Source organism: Armatimonadota bacterium (assembly GCA_020354555.1).
GTDB lineage: Bacteria > Armatimonadota > Hebobacteria.
This window is the reverse complement of the sequence record CP070648.1, coordinates 2,210,233-2,225,162: the sequence shown is the minus strand read 5'-3', so window position 1 is coordinate 2,225,162 and position 14,930 is coordinate 2,210,233. Positions and strand designations below refer to the sequence as shown.

Below are 14,930 nucleotides of genomic sequence, written 5' to 3'. Positions count from 1 at the left end.
CCGAGTCCTGGCGTAGGCCCCGCCCGGCGAGATTGCGCTCCGGTGCGGCATGGAGGAAGCGCGCACACAGCCTGGAATCAAACGATATCCGCGATCTACGGGAGGTATCGGTCGATGCCACGGAAATCGGACACCGCGCGCGAGTCGCTGCTCGACAAGGCCGTGCGATTGGAGCGGTTCCAGGGCGAGCGCCACCTCTTCGAAGGTCTCGTCCTGAATCATGTCGTGCTGCCGCCCGCCGGACGCGAGGACTACCTCACCGGCAACTTCGAGGACGTCTGCATCTCCACCGGCCATTACCTGGGCGCGGAGTCGTTCCGTTACGCCGTCACGAAGGACGAGCAGGCCCTGCGGCGCGCGCGGGAATCCGCTTCAGCACTGCGCAAGCTGCAGACCATAACCGGCACCACGGGCTTCTTCGCGCGCGGATTCAAGACCGCCGCCGAGCCGACCTGGGATGAAGCGTGCTACTTCTTCCCCCGCGAATGGCACCAGGCCGGAGACTACCGCTGGCTCGGCGACCCAAGTTCCGATTCCATGAACGGCCGTACCTTCGGTTGGGCGTGCTATTTCGATCTCGTCGCCGACGAGCGCGCCAAACGCGAGGCCGCCGAGGACGTCAGCGCCGTCGTCTCGCAGTGGATCGAGAACGATTTCCGCATCGTGGACATTGACGGGCGCATGACCCTGTGGGGGAACTTCAGCCCGGCCATTCTCGAGGAAGACCTCAACGCGCTGCAGGCGCTCAACCACCTCAAGTGTGCGCACCATATCACTGGCGACGAGCGGTTCGAGCGTGAGTACCGGCGGCTCATCAGGGACTTCGGATACGCTGACCGCGCGGTGGTGGCGAAGGTTCTGCCGCACGGCTCGACACCGCCGTGGGACGATAACCTGGGCATGACCGCGCTGTTCCACCTGGCGCAGTACGAAGACGATCGCGCGCTCCGCGGCCTGTACCAGGAGAGCGTCGCACGGTATTGGAGCGCGTTGCGGGATGACCCGAATCCGTTCTTCCAGTTCGCACACAAGGTTCTGCAGCCGGATGCGGAGATTCACCCGGGGACGATGGGTTGGTTTCGCGAGTACGAGGTGCGCCGACAGAAGCGGGTCATCAAGCCGCGCTATCGCGAGGACGCTCCGGGGGTCGAGGGCGAAACCGAAGGCTCGCCGCACGCATTCCTGCGCGCCTACTGGATGGGGCGCTACTACGGGTTCATCGGCGAGGAGGAGTGAGGCCTAAGGCGCAAGAGCGGGCAGCCCCGAAACTCCGGCGGCTCACCCTTGCCCCTCGTGCGTCACGGCGTCGGCGGGCCGTAGGTATCGGAGTAGTTGTGCAAGTCGAGGTTGATCTCGGCCCAGATTTGCTCGCCGGTGGCCAGGGTCTGAGACGAGGTCTTCGTTTCGCGCACGACGCCGATGTCGGGCGCGACTGCCCGCACCCACGTATACTGCAGCCAGTTGCCCACGCCGGATGCCTGGGCTCCGGCCGACAGTTGGGCGGCGTCGAAGGTGCCTGCGGGGACGTCCTCGGTTTCGACCCCGGTCACGGTACACGTTGCCGTCGTGTCAGTGCCGAACCAATTCTCGACCCACGTCCAGGTCTGCCCCCGGGTCAGCGGCACCGGCATCCACAGTCGCGGCGGGTTGTACACCTCCAGCGATCCCCCCGGCGTCTGATGCGCTTGCGCGTAATACCCCGGCGACTGGAGGACGAAGTAGTCCGTTCCCGCGAGGTCTTGCGCCATCGCGGGCCGATCGCCGGTAACGTCGCTGACCGTCGTCGCGACCCGTAAAGCCGGCTGCCCCGCGTAATCCACCTCAGTGCACGCGCGGGTGAGGATGAAAGACCCCGAATACTCAGCGGTAGCCCGTGTGATTTCGCGCGCCCAATACGTTCCGTCGTAGGTCCACGACCGCCCCGGCGCGAGGATGCGGAAATCGCCGGGGAGAATCGCCTGGATGTCGTCGGAACTTCCGCAGCCTGACATGGGAATCAGCGAAGCGGCAGAGAGCAGCAGCAAAGCGCAGACGAGATATGCCCTCATCGCACTCCTCCCAGGCGGCCCGCGGCACACTGGCGCTGCCTGGCTTGCGCCGGCCCGCCAGCCGTCACGCTTCGGGCCGCCGGCATGAGTCCTTTCCACGCGGGCGGCGCGTCACCTGCCGGCCTGGAGCGTTTCGCAGGCGGCTTCTCCCGTCCACGGATGACCACGGCTGCGGCGGCATTTCCTGCCGCAGCTCCCGGAGCGACGTTGAAACGGCGCCGCTCGCGGTGGTATCATTGCACGCGACGGGACGTGAGGTGACGCGATGTCCGAGTCTGCGCAGCCGACAACACCACGCAAGCGCCGCGGCTGCCTGCGGCCGCTCCTGATTCTGGTCGTCGTCGTCGGTGCGATGGCGCTCGCGGCGCGCGCGTTCCTCGTTGACCGTATCATCGTGCCCGAGGATGTGACGTATATGTCCCCGGCGCTCAGCCCCGGCGCCCCGGCGTGGCTCGATAAGCTGAGCTATCGAATATCCCCGCCGCGGCGCGGAGATGTCGTGGCGATCGCCGCCGAGCGTGCCCGGCCTGGGTATGTCATCTCGCGCGTAGTTGCTTTGCCCGGCGAGTCGGTGGCGGCGCAGGACGGCGCGCTCGTCATTGACGGCGACGCCACTGCCGAGTCCTACGCACACGGGGAGCTTCCGCCGTCCTTCGCGGCACAGCGCGTGTCGCGCGCCCACTACTTCGTCATGCCCGATGACCGCAGTGCGGCGTCCGCCGGCGAGGTCCACTCCGGCTCCGTGCCGCGCAGCGATATCATCGGTCGCGTCTTGCCGGCGGGCGAATAGGAATCTCACGAATCGTAGACCATATGGAATATGAACCGCGGTTGTCCGCAAACGACAGGGACAGCCGATTAGGGTAACTGCGGTTCGCACAACGGAAACGGGCCGAAGCTTCGCGAAGCTTCGGCCCTCTCCATGAATGGGGCCGCTCCCCGCGCAGGTACCGCGACCCTGCCGCACCGCCCGATTCCACCTGTGCCGGCCGTCGGGCTCGTTGCCGGAAATACGGCCACTGCGCGGGCTGTCGGCCTCGGGGTTTGGCGCGTGCCGCGACGCGAAACTGCAAAATTGTTGAATGAACGCATACCGTAGCGCGGAATATATAGAATAGCGAGCCGCTCCGTTCGGGAGCCACCGACGGGGCGGCACAAGATTCAAAGGGAGTGTTGCCGCAGTGCTCCTGTTCGATAAAGCCCTTCACGAAGGCATCAAAGACGGACGCGTGACCGTCGCCTTCCGCAACTGGAACGGCCCGCGAGTCAACTCCGGCAAGCGTTATCACGTGAGCGGCCTCGGCGACATATTCATCGAGGACGTGTCTCGGGTCACCTTGGCCGACGTGACGGAAGACGATGCGCGCGCTGCCGGCGCGGAATCGCTCGCGGACTGGCAGCGCCGGTACACCGACCGCAATCCGAAGGCCAACTTCGAGCGCGACAGCACCTATCGCATCCGCCTCCAGTATCTCGGAGATGACGCCGAGCGCGTGCGAGTCGGCCAGCTTGGGGAGGAAGACCTGCGGCGCCTCGACCGCAGCCTCGCGCACATAGACGTACAGTCCTACGAGGGCGAGTGGACGCGCTTCTTTATCGCCGCGCTGACTAAGAAGCGCTGGATGCGTCCGGGCGAGCTGGCCCAGGCGCTCGACACCGACCAGGACATGGTGCGCCGCAAGATGAGGGTGCTGGTCGAACTCGGCATCGTCCGCGCCGACCCGGGGTTGGGCTATTCCCTCAGCGACGGCGGCCGCAAGCTCTACGCCTATCGCATGCGGGGATGATCGGCCCCGGCGGCGGGCACAGTCGGCTCATCTCGAATCGTGAGGAGTGGCCGTGGCTTTTGCGACGACGACCATCGGCGGCATCGAAGTCTCGCGGCTGACGCTCGGCAGCAACCCGTTCTTCGGGTTCTCCCACAAGTCGCCCGCCCAGGACACATGGCTCAAGCGCTATTTCACCGATGAGCGCATCTACGAGGTGCTGCAGGTCGCGGCCGAACTCGGCGTCAACCTGTTCGTCAGCGGCACACAGCAGCGTTTCGCCGATCTGCGCCGACGACTCGAGGATGAAACCGGCCACCACATCTACTGGGCGTGCACACCGGCCGGCAGCGACCTCAAGGACCTCAAGGCGGACACCGACCGAACCGCACGCCTCGGGGCCGAGATTTGCCTCCCCCACACCTCATGGATCGAGGCGCACCTGCACCTCGGCGAACGCGAAGTAGCCGGGCTCGCCGAGGTGCTCGACTACATCCGCCAGGCGGGGATGGTTCCCGGCGTCTCCACGCATCGGCCCGAGGTGCTGCCCATCGCCGTCGAGCGCGGCTACGATGTCGAGACGTTCATCCTGCCCTTCAACGTCCTCGGGTTCCTCTGCCCGGTCGAAGTCGAGTGGCAGGCGCATCTCATCAACCAATGCCCCAAGCCGCTGATCATCATCAAGCCGCTCGCCGCCGGCCGCCTGACCCCGGCGCCGGGCTTGACCTTCGTCTACGATCGCGTCAAGCCCATTGACACCGTGGCCATCGGCGTGCTGTCACCCGAAGAGCTGCGCGAGGACGCCGCCCTCGCCGCCGATCTGATGGCCGGGCGCCGCGCCGACGCACCCCTCGCTTACACCCGCAGCAAAGAGCATCTCCAGAAGTAGCCCGCCGCAGATCGCCTCTGGTGATCATCTCGGTCCGGGCTGCCACCCGACTCGCCCGTGCCAGCCATTGCCCACAAGGCGCGACAGCCCGTGGGGCATGGATGCCGAGGAGACTGCTTCACCGTGGCGTCGCATTGCCGGCGACGGCGAAAGCTGGCGCAGGCCGTCATCGAGCTCGGCGCGTAACGGACATGTGGGCGGGTAGTGCAGTACCTGCGACGTGAGCGGTCACATCGCCACCGCCTGTCGTGTACTCTCCGCAGTCTGGGATTCCTCTGGGCTCGGAAGGGACGACTCGAAGACCGCCCCCAGCTCTTGCTCGAAGCCGGCGACGATGGCGTCCCGGACTTCGCCGAAGGACGGCTCGCGGCTCAGCGCTGCGGTCAGGTCGGTCGCGATGCGCGCCTCCTCGGCCGCCTCTTCGCCGAACAGGTGCCCCTTCAGTTCGTGCGACAGAGCCAGCGGCAGGGAATTCTGCTGCAAGAGCGCGCCTCCGCGGCGCGCCTGGGCGCTGCCGACGAGCTTCTTCCCGTCCACCTCGAGGTCGCACTCCGCCGCCGCAGCAAAGCAGAGCAAGGTCGCGTCGCGTGCGGGGCTATGCGGCTCGCACAGCGTTGCCTCGACGCCGAGTCTCGCGAGGCCGGCAGCGATAGCGCGCGCGAATATGCGGTACGAATCTATCACTGAGCCGAAGCCGGCTGCGCTCGCAATGATGCTGAACGTGACCTCGCGGTGATGCAAGATTGCCTTGCCGCCGGTGGGTCGCCGCACTGCGGGGACCTCCGCCTCGCGGCACCGCCGCAGCAGTTCCTCCGCGGGGTGCTGGAGGCGGCCGAACGACAGCGTCGGCGTCGCCCAGGAATAAAACCACAGAATCGGCCGCGCGCTCTCCACAGCGCCCCCCTACAGTAGCGCCCGGTCGAGCGCCATGTTCCAGTCGCCCGCAGCGGTGCCCGTGTCCAACAGCCGCCAGCACGCCTTCACGTGCCGCCTCCGCCGGAAGCGGGGGCGTCTGCTTCCCGCGCCACCAGCCGGACCGCGTCTTCGATGCCTCGGACGACCTCAGCGCCGGCCGCTTCGATCTCGCGCTGGAGGTCCGCGGCGCGTCCTTGCGCGAAGTCACGCTCCTCAATCGGCGGCGAGTTGACGATGATAACCCGCTTGTCCGCCCGCGCCGCGGCGAGCGCCGCTTCGAGATTCGCCAGGTTGCCGGCCCCGACGGGGATCGGCGTCACGACCACCGCCCGCGCGACTTCGATCAGTCGCGCGTTCTCGCGCTGGGCGTCGTCGGAAATGGGACTGAACGGCGCCTCTTCTGCGCGCGGCAGCGCGAGCCGCTCCGCCGTCTGTTGGTCCGAATCCTCAACGTTCAGCACGCCCGCCGAGACGCGGCAGCCCGTCGCGATCAGCCGCTCCATCAGCTCGGTGCCTGTCCCCGCCCCGCAGATGACGTGCACCGCCAAGCCCTCGCGCCGCGCGGTAATCGGCAGGCGCGAGAGCAGCGTGAAGTACGGCCGCCCGGTGACGGGGTGGCTCTTCACGGCGACTTCAGTCCCGTACGCGTGGCGCACGTGCTGCGCCGTGATGACCGTCTGCGGCGGCCCTTCGGCGAGCGGCCGCCCCTGGTGCAGCAGGAGCATCCGCCCGCAGTACTGCGCGGCCAGATTGAGGTCGTGCATGACGACGACGACCGCCACTCGCTGCTCGCGATTCAACGCGCGCACGAGGTCGAGCACCTCGATCTGATGGTTGATGTCGAGGTGCGCAGTCGGCTCGTCGAGGATGAGTAACTGCGGATCCGCCGCCAACGCGCGCGCGATCGCGACTCGCTGCCGCTCCCCGCCGGAGGTCGCGGTGACCGGGCGCTGGGCAAGGTGGGCGATCCCGGTAAGCTGCATCGCCCGCTCCGCGGCCGCGTAGTCCTGCGCGCCCTCCAGCGCGAATCGCCCCATGTGCGGCGACCGCCCCATGAGCACGATCTCGGTCACTGAGTAATCAAAGTAGTAGCTCGAATCCTGTGGCACGACGGCGATGTGGCGCGCGACCTGCGCGCTCGGCATGCGGAAGATGTCGCCGCCGTCGAGCAGCGCCTCTCCCGATTGCGGCCGCAGCACGCGGCTCATCACGCGAACGACGGTTGATTTGCCGGAGCCGTTGGGTCCAACGAGGCCGACGAACTCGCCGTCGGACACGCCCAGCGAGATGTCGGCAATCACCGGCTCGCCGTTATACGCCGCGCTGACTTCTCGCAATTCCAGGCGCATGGCTCGTTTACTCCCGCGCGCGACTTGCACTCGGTTCGCCGGCAAGCGCCGCGCGCACCGCCTTCTCCGCCCCGGCACTAGTGAAGGCGACCACGCGATCTCCGGGCCGCAGGTCGGTATCGCCGTGCGGGAACAGAATCCGCCCCCCGCGCTCGACCGACACGATGACGGACTCCCCCGGGAGGTCAAGTTCTGCGAGGTGCTTGCCGACGCCTGGCGATTTCTCCGCCAGTCGCAGGTGCACGAAGCGCGCGCCGGGCGAAGCAACCTTCATCTGCTCGACGCGCTGGCGCAGGGCCGACTGGTCCGCAGTTGCCTGGCCGTAGGTCCTGATAATGTCGCGCCGACGCAGCATGCCGACGAGCCGGTCGGGTCGCAGGCGATCAACGACGGGAAGCTGGGCGACGTCGAGGGACGCGAACCGCTTGGCGGCTTCGCTGAGCGGGTCGTCGGGGTGAACGGTTGCGGGCGCCAGGGTCGCGATGTCGCCGACGCGGTCGCCGGCGTCGGGGCCGGCATCGGTGATGTCGGACACACTCACGATTCCGGTGAGGCGGCCTCGGTCGTCCACCACCGGCAGGCCGTGCTCGCCCGTGCTCTCGATGCGGGAGATCAACTCCTCCACGGTCGCCGAATCAGGGATGGTGGCGACATCGGGGGTCATGGCCTCGGACACGGGTATGCGCTCCAGCGGATTGCCGGTCGCGCGGCCGCTGATGTCTATGCCGCGGCGCACGAGCTTGATGGTGTAGATGGATTCCCGGCTCAAGGCCTCCGAGAGCAGCGTGCTCACCACGACGGCGATCATCAGCGGCAAGATGATGTGGTAGTCCCGGGTCATCTCGAAGAGGATCAGCACTGAGGTGATGGGCGCGTGCGCGGCGCCGGCAAAAACCGCTGCCATGCCGACCAGGGCATATGCTCCGGACTGGGCTGTGATGTCCGGCAACCACCGGTGAACGATCTCGCCGAAGGCGCTGCCGGTCATCGCGCCGAGGAACAGCGACGGCGCGAACACGCCCCCCGATCCGCCCGAGCCGATCGTGAGCGACGTGGCGAGCAGCTTCAATGCCACCAGCGCCAGCGCGGTGCCCAGCGTCAGCTTGTGGATGAGCGCAGCATCAATCGTCTCGTATCCGACGCCAAACACTTGGGGATACCATACGCCGATGAGGCCAACGAGCAAGCCGCCGACCGCCGGTTTCAGGTACTCCGGGAACTTCCACCGGTCGGCGATGTCCTCTATGCCGTACAGGCCGCGCACGAACAGGAGGGCGACCGCCGCTGCTACCATGCCGAGCGCGAAGTACAACGGCAGTTCCCATACGCTGACCAGCGAATACTGCGGACTGCGGAAGGCGGGGTAATCGCCGAGGATGCTCTGTGACACCGCCGCCGCGGCGACTGATGAAAGCACGACCAACCCGAAGTAGCGCGCCGTGAATTCGCGCAGGATGACTTCGAGCGCGAAGATGACCCCGGCGATGGGCGCATTGAAGGTAGCGGATATCCCTCCCGCGGCGCCGCACGCCACCAAAAGGCGCGTCCGCGACGCGGCGAGCGACAGCACCTGGGCGAGGGTCGAGCCGAGGGCCGAGCCGATCTGCACGATCGGCCCCTCGCGTCCCGCCGATCCGCCGGAGCCGATACACACCGAGGATGCCAGCGCTTTGATCACCGAAACCCGCGGCCGGATGCGCCCACCGCGCAGGCTCACCGCCGCCATCACCTCCGGCACGCCGTGGCCCTTGGCCTCTCGCGCCAGGTAATATGTCAGCAGCCCGACGATCACTCCGCCCGCCGCGGGGATCACCACGACGTTGAACCGCCCCAGGACGGGAAACAGCGTGCCGCCCAGGCCGCTGAAGAACAGCCGGTTGATTGACGTAATCAGCCAACGGAACGCTACCGCGCCGAGGCCGGCGCCGAGGCCCACCACCAGTGCGAGTAGAATCGGACCCGTGGTGTTCGACTCATGGAAGAACCGCAGCGCCCGCAGGCGCACCGGTTCGCGGCCTAGTCTGGCGGTACTGGAATCCATCACATGCCTTGGACAACTCATGGCGCGCTCGCACTGGGAGTGTGGTGCGGACGCCGGGGTGCGCGGGTGCACGACCCACGATATCAAGAGCATACAACAGAATCAGCGAACAATCAAATCAGCGGCAGGGCGGGCACGCCATCCGCTTACCCCACGCGGCCGAACTGCGCCAGGCACGCGCTCACTGCGCTGAGGGATCGCTCGTGTCTCTCCGACAGGCGTCGGGAAACAGCGCGCGCACGATGTCGGGGTACCGCAGCGGCCTGGCCGTGCCGAGGTCAAATGCCCACTGGTCGGGCGCGCCCTCGGCGTATGAGAGCTTGGCGAGAGGGCCGGTGATCGTCCCCTGGATGGCGGTCGCGAAACCATAGAAGTTGAACGCGACGCCGAAGGACTCGTCACTCTCGAACGCCTGACGCGCGATGATGCCCAGGTCATTGGTCGCCCTGCCGAGGATTTCGAGCGCCCCGCGGAACGCATCGGCTTTCTCCTGCGGCGAAGGGCCGTCCATCATGCGCGCCAGCCGCGGGTCGAGTTCATCCGCCAGGAGGGGCAATTCCCGAAACGCGCGATGCAGCCACTTGCGGTAGGGCGCGTAGCGCCGGTTGAGCAAGAACGCTGTGCGCATGATGCAGTGGAGCGCCCACGCCAGGTACATCTGCTCCGCGACCCGCTCGCCGCGAAGGGCGCAGCGCACGAAGTTGTCGGCGAAGAATAGACCTTCCCACAGAAACGCCATGCGCTTGCGCCACACCATCTCGGGGAAGTACGCGGTGTGCTCGCGCAGTCCGACGAGCAGGCGCTGCGGATCGTGCCACACCTCTCCCGCGTGGATCTCGAACAGCTTCTGCTCCGGTACCCCCAGCCACGAGAGGTCGTCGTCGGGAACCTCCGGATAGCCGAGCATGGATTCGCACAGCGCGCGTAGGTCCCACACCCTGACGTGACGCTCCCCCGCGCCGGGAGGGAATCCGCGAATGCGGTGCCCCTCGAATTGCTCCGGAAGTCCGGCGAGCAGCACCTCCTGCATGCGCTCGCCGATGTTGGCGTAATCCTCCGGGCGCAGGACGACCCAGAACCGCGGCCCCCAATTGTGGTCGCGCGAGACCCCGTCGTCGTAGCCGCAGACGTCCGAGCCTCCGCCGATGAGTCCGCAGGCGACGCGATCTACCCACTCCGGGAAGAGCCGCTGCAATGCAGGCATCCCCAGTCCATTGAAGTAGCGGCGAGACAAATCAAGGCCTTTCATCGTCTGACTCCTGTCGCCGAAGCGCGCCTCGAGTCGTGAAAGGCCTTCTTGCTTTCCAGATGATCGTCGCGGGCACCATGCGCTGGCGCTTCGGCGAATAGTGGCCGCCCCAATCCTGGCCGCTGCCGGATTCCACCGGCTCCGGCTCGATGATGTCGAGCACCTCCAGCCCCGCCTCGCGCAGCAGCCGGTGCCAGTCGCCGATCGTGCGCCGGTATTCCCTGACTACCGCATTGAGCCGCTTGCCGCGTCGCTCCCAGTCCCATTCATCGGGCGTCCGCTCGTGGTAGCTCGTCACCACGGCCATCCTCGCTTCGGCGAGGCATAGCCAGAATGGATGGCACCCGCTGAACACCAACAGCCCGCCCGGGCGCAGCACACGCGCGACCTCGCCGAAGCAGCGGTCAATGCGCCGGACGTAGTTGACGGCATATGCGGAGAAGACCACCTCCTGGCTCGCGTCCGCTATCGGCGTCAAGTCCTCGATGCCGCGACGGATGAAAGTGACCTCGACGCCCTCGCGCCGCGCGAGTTCACGCGCGAATCGTATCTGCGTGTCGGCAATGTCAACGCCGGTTGCGATTGCGCCGCGCTTGGCGAAAGCGACGGCGCACTGGCCGCCGCCGCAGCCGATCTCGAGCACGTGCTTGCCGCGCACGTCGCCGATCAATTGAAGCTGATCCTCGTTCGGGCAGTGCGGCCCATAGTGCACGAAGTCGGTCGGAATCTGGTAGTCCTCCTGGTAACCCGGTGAGATCCGGTTCCAGGCCTGGCGCATGTTGACTCGGTCGGTCATGGTTCCTGCCCTTCCACATGCTGCCGGCATGTTTCGCCCGAGCCGAGATTCCCGCCGCAGGCCGGCAAACCTCGCTGCGCTTGGGGTGACATCCCGCCCGGCTCGGCCGAGTAAGCTGCGTTCGCCCACATCCGCGCCCAGCGCTCCTTCAAGTCATCCGCCGTGTAGACACGGCGGCCGTAGGGCCGGCCGAAGCGACGTGCGAGGTCCGACACCGGCACGCGGAACATCGCCTGTAGGCCCGGCGGTCGCTCGTTCTGGAGTGCGTCAACGATCGCGGCCGGTCCGTCACGTCTGAGATTTCCGAGCCGCCAGGCCGGGCTCAGCTCGCCGAGGAGATTGGAGTACACGTCGGACCCGGGCAGGACGAATAGCCACAAGCCGCCGGGGACCACGTCGGCCACGGACGTGAGTGCCGGGTGATGGTTGCTCATCAGTTGACGCACCAAGCGGCCCTCGGGTTCACCCAGCGGCCGCAGAATCTCAAGTTCGCCGCGCTCGCGCAGCAGCGCGGTGACGTGCGTCACATCCTCAACCGTCGGCCGCAGGTGCTCCAGATTCCACGCTTCACCGTCCGGCGATGGGCAATGCAGTAACAGCGTGAACGGCCCGCCCAGCGCCTCGCATCTCTCACGCAGCCGCAGCTCACGGGTCAGTTTGATCAGCCCGGGCAGATCGGGAATAATGCGCTTCGTGAGGAACCACTGCCAGCGCGGGCGGATGCCGGCGGCAAGCAGTCGCTCGGTTGCCACGATAGCGTCCTGGAACGCGCCGCGCCTGCGGTATGCCCAGTCGGTGACCTTGTCCAGTCCGAAGAACGATATCTGGCAGACGCGCACGCCGATGCTGTGCGCCCATTCCGCGTACTCCGGGTCGCGCGCCAGCCGCCAGACGCTGAGCAGTTCCCACTCCGCCCGCGGCGACGGCACGTCGCCGAGTTCGTTCTCCAGATCGTACAGCCGCTTGTAGTCGTCCGAGTAATCGGGCTCGCGCACCCAGGTTGACACGCGCAGCTTCCGCCACAGCGGCTCATGCTCCCCCGGGCGTTTGAAGGCGCGAACTTGCCCGACGACCGCGCGTAGATCCTCCTCGGTCAGCGGCTTGCGCGCGACTGGCGGCACGCCGAGATAGCAGTGCCAGCACCGGTTCGGGCAGCCGAACACGTCGAGCGCAACGCCGACTTGGTCTCTCGGAACCGCAGGCATTCGAATCCCATCCCTCTTCACCGCCGTGCCATTGCGCCTACCTTGCCTTGTTCCTGGCTGTCGCGGGTCGGCGGCATCGTTGATGCGCGCGCCACAGTCCTCGCCCGCAGATGATTCATGACGCTTGTGCGCCCGCCGGAAGCGGGTGAACCGCTGGCGCAATCGCGGCGGGCAGTGTGCCCGGAGCTTGCGCCCGTCATGAATAATCGGGGCTACACCGGCTTGCCCCAGTCCGCGCGCCACTGGTCGCGAGCGCCTTCCGGGATGAAACGGTAATGAGCCAGCAACTCACGGAACCCCAGCTTCAATAGCATCGCGTGCAGGTGGTCTCCCGCTGAGCCTGCATAGTAACCCGCGGCATCGCCCCGCGCGAAAGCCTGCTGCGCCTGCGCGGTGAGCAGGCCCGACGCCAGCCCCTGACGGCGGTGCCTTGCTGACACCGCGAGCCAACTGATCTCCGTGACCCCGCGATAGATCGGATTGGACGAGCAAAAGCCCACAAGCTCCTCACCCGCGAAGGCGCCATAACACACCACCGGGAATCCGCGCGCCATCAGATCGAAATCCCGCTTCGTGCTCTGTGACTTGCGCAGCACCGCGACTCTCTGGCACGCCCGTTCGAGTCTACTTCGGTCATCCGGCTCAAGCCTCCTGACGCAGTCGGACGTGCGCGGTCGAAACTCCTCCGCCGTCACGCCATACTCCCGCGACCACCGCCACCGACCGTTGGCAATAAGCGGCCTGAAGACCCTGAACGCGGCATCACCGAGCACGCACAGCTCGTTGAGGCTCAGGCGTGAGACGAACTCCGCGACGGCGCGCGCTGCGGCCTCGTCCGGCTCCGCTAGAACGTGGCAAACGCCGTCCGTCCACACCATGAGCAGCGGCACGTCGGCGACGAAGGTCAAGTCATGCTCTGGCTTGCCCTCATCGCGCCATTCCAGATGCTCCGGGTCGAGCACGCCCAGCGCAGAGCGGTAATCGAGCGGCGACTCCCGCAGCCGCGCCAGCAGGCGCTCTTCCCCGCATGGATCCTCGTCTGCTCGTGCTTTCATGCGCGTGCCGCTAATCCTGGGCGGCGCCGCCACCGCCGCTCATCTCCTTGCGAAAGCTGAACGTCCGATCGATCAGCCGATAGCCTACGTTGGCGTAGAACAGCGCCGCGCGGTAGTTGTCCCAGTCGGTGCTGATGGCAGCGTGAGGGCAGCCCAGGCTCTTCATTTCCCCAAGCCCCGTCGCGAGCAGGAACTTGCCGAGGCCGTGGCCGCGCAGCGATTCCTCGACGTGGAGTTCGTAGCAGAAGCACCAGTCCGAGGCATTGGTGCGCGGGAAGTCCTCGCCTGCACGTGCCATGCCGCATACACCGACCTCCTGCGTCCCGCGCAGCGCCCGCACCGCGAGGCCGGTGGCCATGACCTTGTGGCCGATCGTGATGTTCTCCAAGGGCTCGATCCTCAACTCGAAATCCAGATCGGGCCGCACCGCCGCCGGCGGCGTAAAGTCGCGCCACTCGAATAGCAGCTCGCTCCAGTGAACGGTGTATTCGCGCAGCCCGAACAGCGCGTGCACGTGGCTGATGCGCTCCGAGAGATGCGCGAACGGCAGATGGTAGAACGGATACATGTAATCGTTGCACCACGCGAGGATGCTCGGCCTTTCGCGCTCGCGCACCCAGCTCTCCGCCGCATCGAGTAGCGCCTGACCGACCGCCCGCTGGCCGGGGCGGTATGACAGGAAGCGAATCAACCCCGGCTCATCCTTTGGGTGCCCGTCCTCCGTCGGCGGCGCGGCGACTGCGAGGTGAACGAAGCCGGCCACCTCGCTGTTCGCGCCGCGCGCCACCAGCATCTCATCGCTGTGGGCACGCGGACCTGCGAGGGGCTCCAGTGCGGCAAATGCCTCTGCGCTGACCGGCGCGCAGTGCGGCACGCCCGCGACGAGGTCGCTGTAGCATCGCGCGACACCCGCTGCCATCTCCGGCTCGAATTGCAGTATCTCCATCGGTCGTACCTTCTCAACTCAGCACGCGGCTTCGCGGGTCACCTCCACGAGTCTGCGTTGATGCGCTTTCAGACGCCAAAAGAAAACGCGCCTGCCTCGCACCACCCGTGTCCCGACACATCGGGATCCCCCAGGAGCGCGGCGTAGCCGCACCCCCCGAGCACTTCGGGTGGCGTGAAGCAGGCGCGTCACGGGCTGAGTTCGCGTTATCCTGCTAAGCCAGGCGGAGCCGCCTGGGCTGCCATGTCGTTATCGTTTTGTCGCTGGTCAGCCGGGGAAATGGTAGGCAATCCTCGGCGATTTGTCAACCATGACCGCCGCGTTGCAGCGTGCTCGTCGCTCTTCCGTCATGCGGCAATGAAACGCGGTGCGGGTGCCTTCCAGCCCCTACCGCTCCAGAATGATCGTATCCGCCTGCACCTGTGACAGGCAGCCGAGGTAGTCGCGGCACTGGGCATAGACCGCGCGCTCGCCGTCCGCGCCCAACGCCAGCAGCCACTGGGCGCGGGTCGCGTACGGCTGCCACGCGCTCCACGGATCGTCGGGGCGGTTCTTGAACCGTATCTGCGCCGCGCCGCTCGCGCCGATGCTCAGCGTCACCTCGCGACTCGCGGTGCGCTCCGCGTTGTCGTTGATCCGGAAGTACTTGAGTTCCGGCGGCGCGAAGCTGT

14 protein-coding genes are annotated in these 14,930 nt (G+C 66.9%); 4 read left to right on the top strand and 10 right to left on the bottom strand.

Annotation, left to right across the window (positions count from 1 at the left end; all coding sequences use genetic code 11):
- Positions 1-114: 114 nt before the first annotated feature.
- On the top strand, positions 115-1,236 hold the full coding sequence (locus JSV65_09105) for a hypothetical protein (GenBank protein UCH36493.1): 1,122 nt from the start codon (positions 115-117) through the stop codon (positions 1,234-1,236).
- 62 nt (positions 1,237-1,298) lie between these two features.
- Here JSV65_09105 and JSV65_09100 read toward each other — a convergent pair whose 3' ends face one another.
- Entirely contained in the window at positions 1,299-2,048 is a 750-nt protein-coding gene (locus JSV65_09100) for a hypothetical protein (protein ID UCH36492.1), read from the bottom strand.
- A gap of 265 nt (positions 2,049-2,313) precedes the next feature.
- Here JSV65_09100 and lepB point away from each other — a divergent pair, with 265 nt between their 5' ends.
- The 3 genes from lepB (at position 2,314) to JSV65_09085 (ending at position 4,703) form a co-directional block, all read left to right on the top strand.
- On the top strand, positions 2,314-2,838 hold the full coding sequence (gene lepB, locus JSV65_09095; protein UCH36491.1) for a signal peptidase I: 525 nt from the start codon (positions 2,314-2,316) through the stop codon (positions 2,836-2,838).
- A 391-nt stretch (positions 2,839-3,229) separates the two neighbouring features.
- Positions 3,230-3,835: a hypothetical protein gene (locus JSV65_09090; GenBank protein UCH36490.1), complete on the top strand. Its 606-nt coding sequence runs from the start codon at positions 3,230-3,232 to the stop codon at positions 3,833-3,835.
- A 52-nt stretch (positions 3,836-3,887) separates the two neighbouring features.
- Positions 3,888-4,703, top strand: a complete 816-nt coding sequence (locus JSV65_09085; protein UCH36489.1) for a hypothetical protein — start codon at positions 3,888-3,890, stop codon at positions 4,701-4,703.
- Between the two features lie 228 nt (positions 4,704-4,931).
- Here JSV65_09085 and JSV65_09080 read toward each other — a convergent pair whose 3' ends face one another.
- The 9 genes from JSV65_09080 to JSV65_09040 form a co-directional block, all read right to left on the bottom strand.
- Entirely contained in the window at positions 4,932-5,597 is a 666-nt protein-coding gene (locus JSV65_09080) for a hypothetical protein (GenBank protein UCH36488.1), read from the bottom strand.
- Positions 5,598-5,683: 86 nt separating this feature from the next.
- Positions 5,684-6,967, bottom strand: a complete 1,284-nt coding sequence (locus JSV65_09075) for an ABC transporter ATP-binding protein (GenBank protein UCH36487.1) — start codon at positions 6,965-6,967, stop codon at positions 5,684-5,686.
- 7 nt (positions 6,968-6,974) lie between these two features.
- On the bottom strand, positions 6,975-9,008 hold the full coding sequence (locus tag JSV65_09070; protein UCH36486.1) for a chloride channel protein: 2,034 nt from the start codon (positions 9,006-9,008) through the stop codon (positions 6,975-6,977).
- Positions 9,009-9,189: 181 nt separating this feature from the next.
- The gene (locus JSV65_09065; GenBank protein ID UCH36485.1) at positions 9,190-10,257 is read right to left on the bottom strand and encodes a DUF4037 domain-containing protein; all 1,068 of its coding nucleotides are present in this window, start codon (positions 10,255-10,257) and stop codon (positions 9,190-9,192) included.
- Complete coding sequence (locus JSV65_09060) at positions 10,244-11,053, bottom strand: methyltransferase domain-containing protein (protein UCH36484.1); 810 nt, start codon at positions 11,051-11,053, stop codon at positions 10,244-10,246. The genes JSV65_09065 and JSV65_09060 overlap by 14 nt, the downstream gene beginning before the upstream one ends.
- A complete protein-coding gene (locus JSV65_09055) occupies positions 11,050-12,258 on the bottom strand; it encodes a radical SAM protein (GenBank protein UCH36483.1) in 1,209 nt (402 codons plus the stop codon). The genes JSV65_09060 and JSV65_09055 overlap by 4 nt, the downstream gene beginning before the upstream one ends.
- A gap of 212 nt (positions 12,259-12,470) precedes the next feature.
- Positions 12,471-13,313: a GNAT family N-acetyltransferase gene (locus JSV65_09050; GenBank protein ID UCH36482.1), complete on the bottom strand. Its 843-nt coding sequence runs from the start codon at positions 13,311-13,313 to the stop codon at positions 12,471-12,473.
- A 10-nt stretch (positions 13,314-13,323) separates the two neighbouring features.
- Complete coding sequence (locus tag JSV65_09045) at positions 13,324-14,259, bottom strand: GNAT family N-acetyltransferase (GenBank protein ID UCH36481.1); 936 nt, start codon at positions 14,257-14,259, stop codon at positions 13,324-13,326.
- Positions 14,260-14,646: 387 nt separating this feature from the next.
- Positions 14,647-14,930: hypothetical protein (locus JSV65_09040; protein UCH36480.1), on the bottom strand; the 284-nt coding region annotated here is incomplete at its 5' end.

Excerpts from the sequence above, each read along its gene's own strand:
- JSV65_09105 (UCH36493.1), top strand. The coding sequence starts at position 115 with ATGCCACGGAAATCGGACACCGCGCGCGAGTCGCTGCTCGACAAGGCC.
- JSV65_09100 (UCH36492.1), bottom strand. The coding sequence starts at position 2,048 with ATGAGGGCATATCTCGTCTGCGCTTTGCTGCTGCTCTCTGCCGCTTCG.
- lepB (UCH36491.1), top strand. The coding sequence starts at position 2,314 with ATGTCCGAGTCTGCGCAGCCGACAACACCACGCAAGCGCCGCGGCTGC.
- JSV65_09075 (UCH36487.1), bottom strand. The coding sequence starts at position 6,967 with ATGCGCCTGGAATTGCGAGAAGTCAGCGCGGCGTATAACGGCGAGCCG.
- JSV65_09070 (UCH36486.1), bottom strand. The coding sequence starts at position 9,008 with ATGGATTCCAGTACCGCCAGACTAGGCCGCGAACCGGTGCGCCTGCGG.
- JSV65_09065 (UCH36485.1), bottom strand. The coding sequence starts at position 10,257 with ATGAAAGGCCTTGATTTGTCTCGCCGCTACTTCAATGGACTGGGGATG.
- JSV65_09060 (UCH36484.1), bottom strand. The coding sequence starts at position 11,053 with ATGACCGACCGAGTCAACATGCGCCAGGCCTGGAACCGGATCTCACCG.
- JSV65_09055 (UCH36483.1), bottom strand. The coding sequence starts at position 12,258 with ATGCCTGCGGTTCCGAGAGACCAAGTCGGCGTTGCGCTCGACGTGTTC.
- JSV65_09050 (UCH36482.1), bottom strand. The coding sequence starts at position 13,313 with ATGAAAGCACGAGCAGACGAGGATCCATGCGGGGAAGAGCGCCTGCTG.
- JSV65_09045 (UCH36481.1), bottom strand. The coding sequence starts at position 14,259 with ATGGAGATACTGCAATTCGAGCCGGAGATGGCAGCGGGTGTCGCGCGA.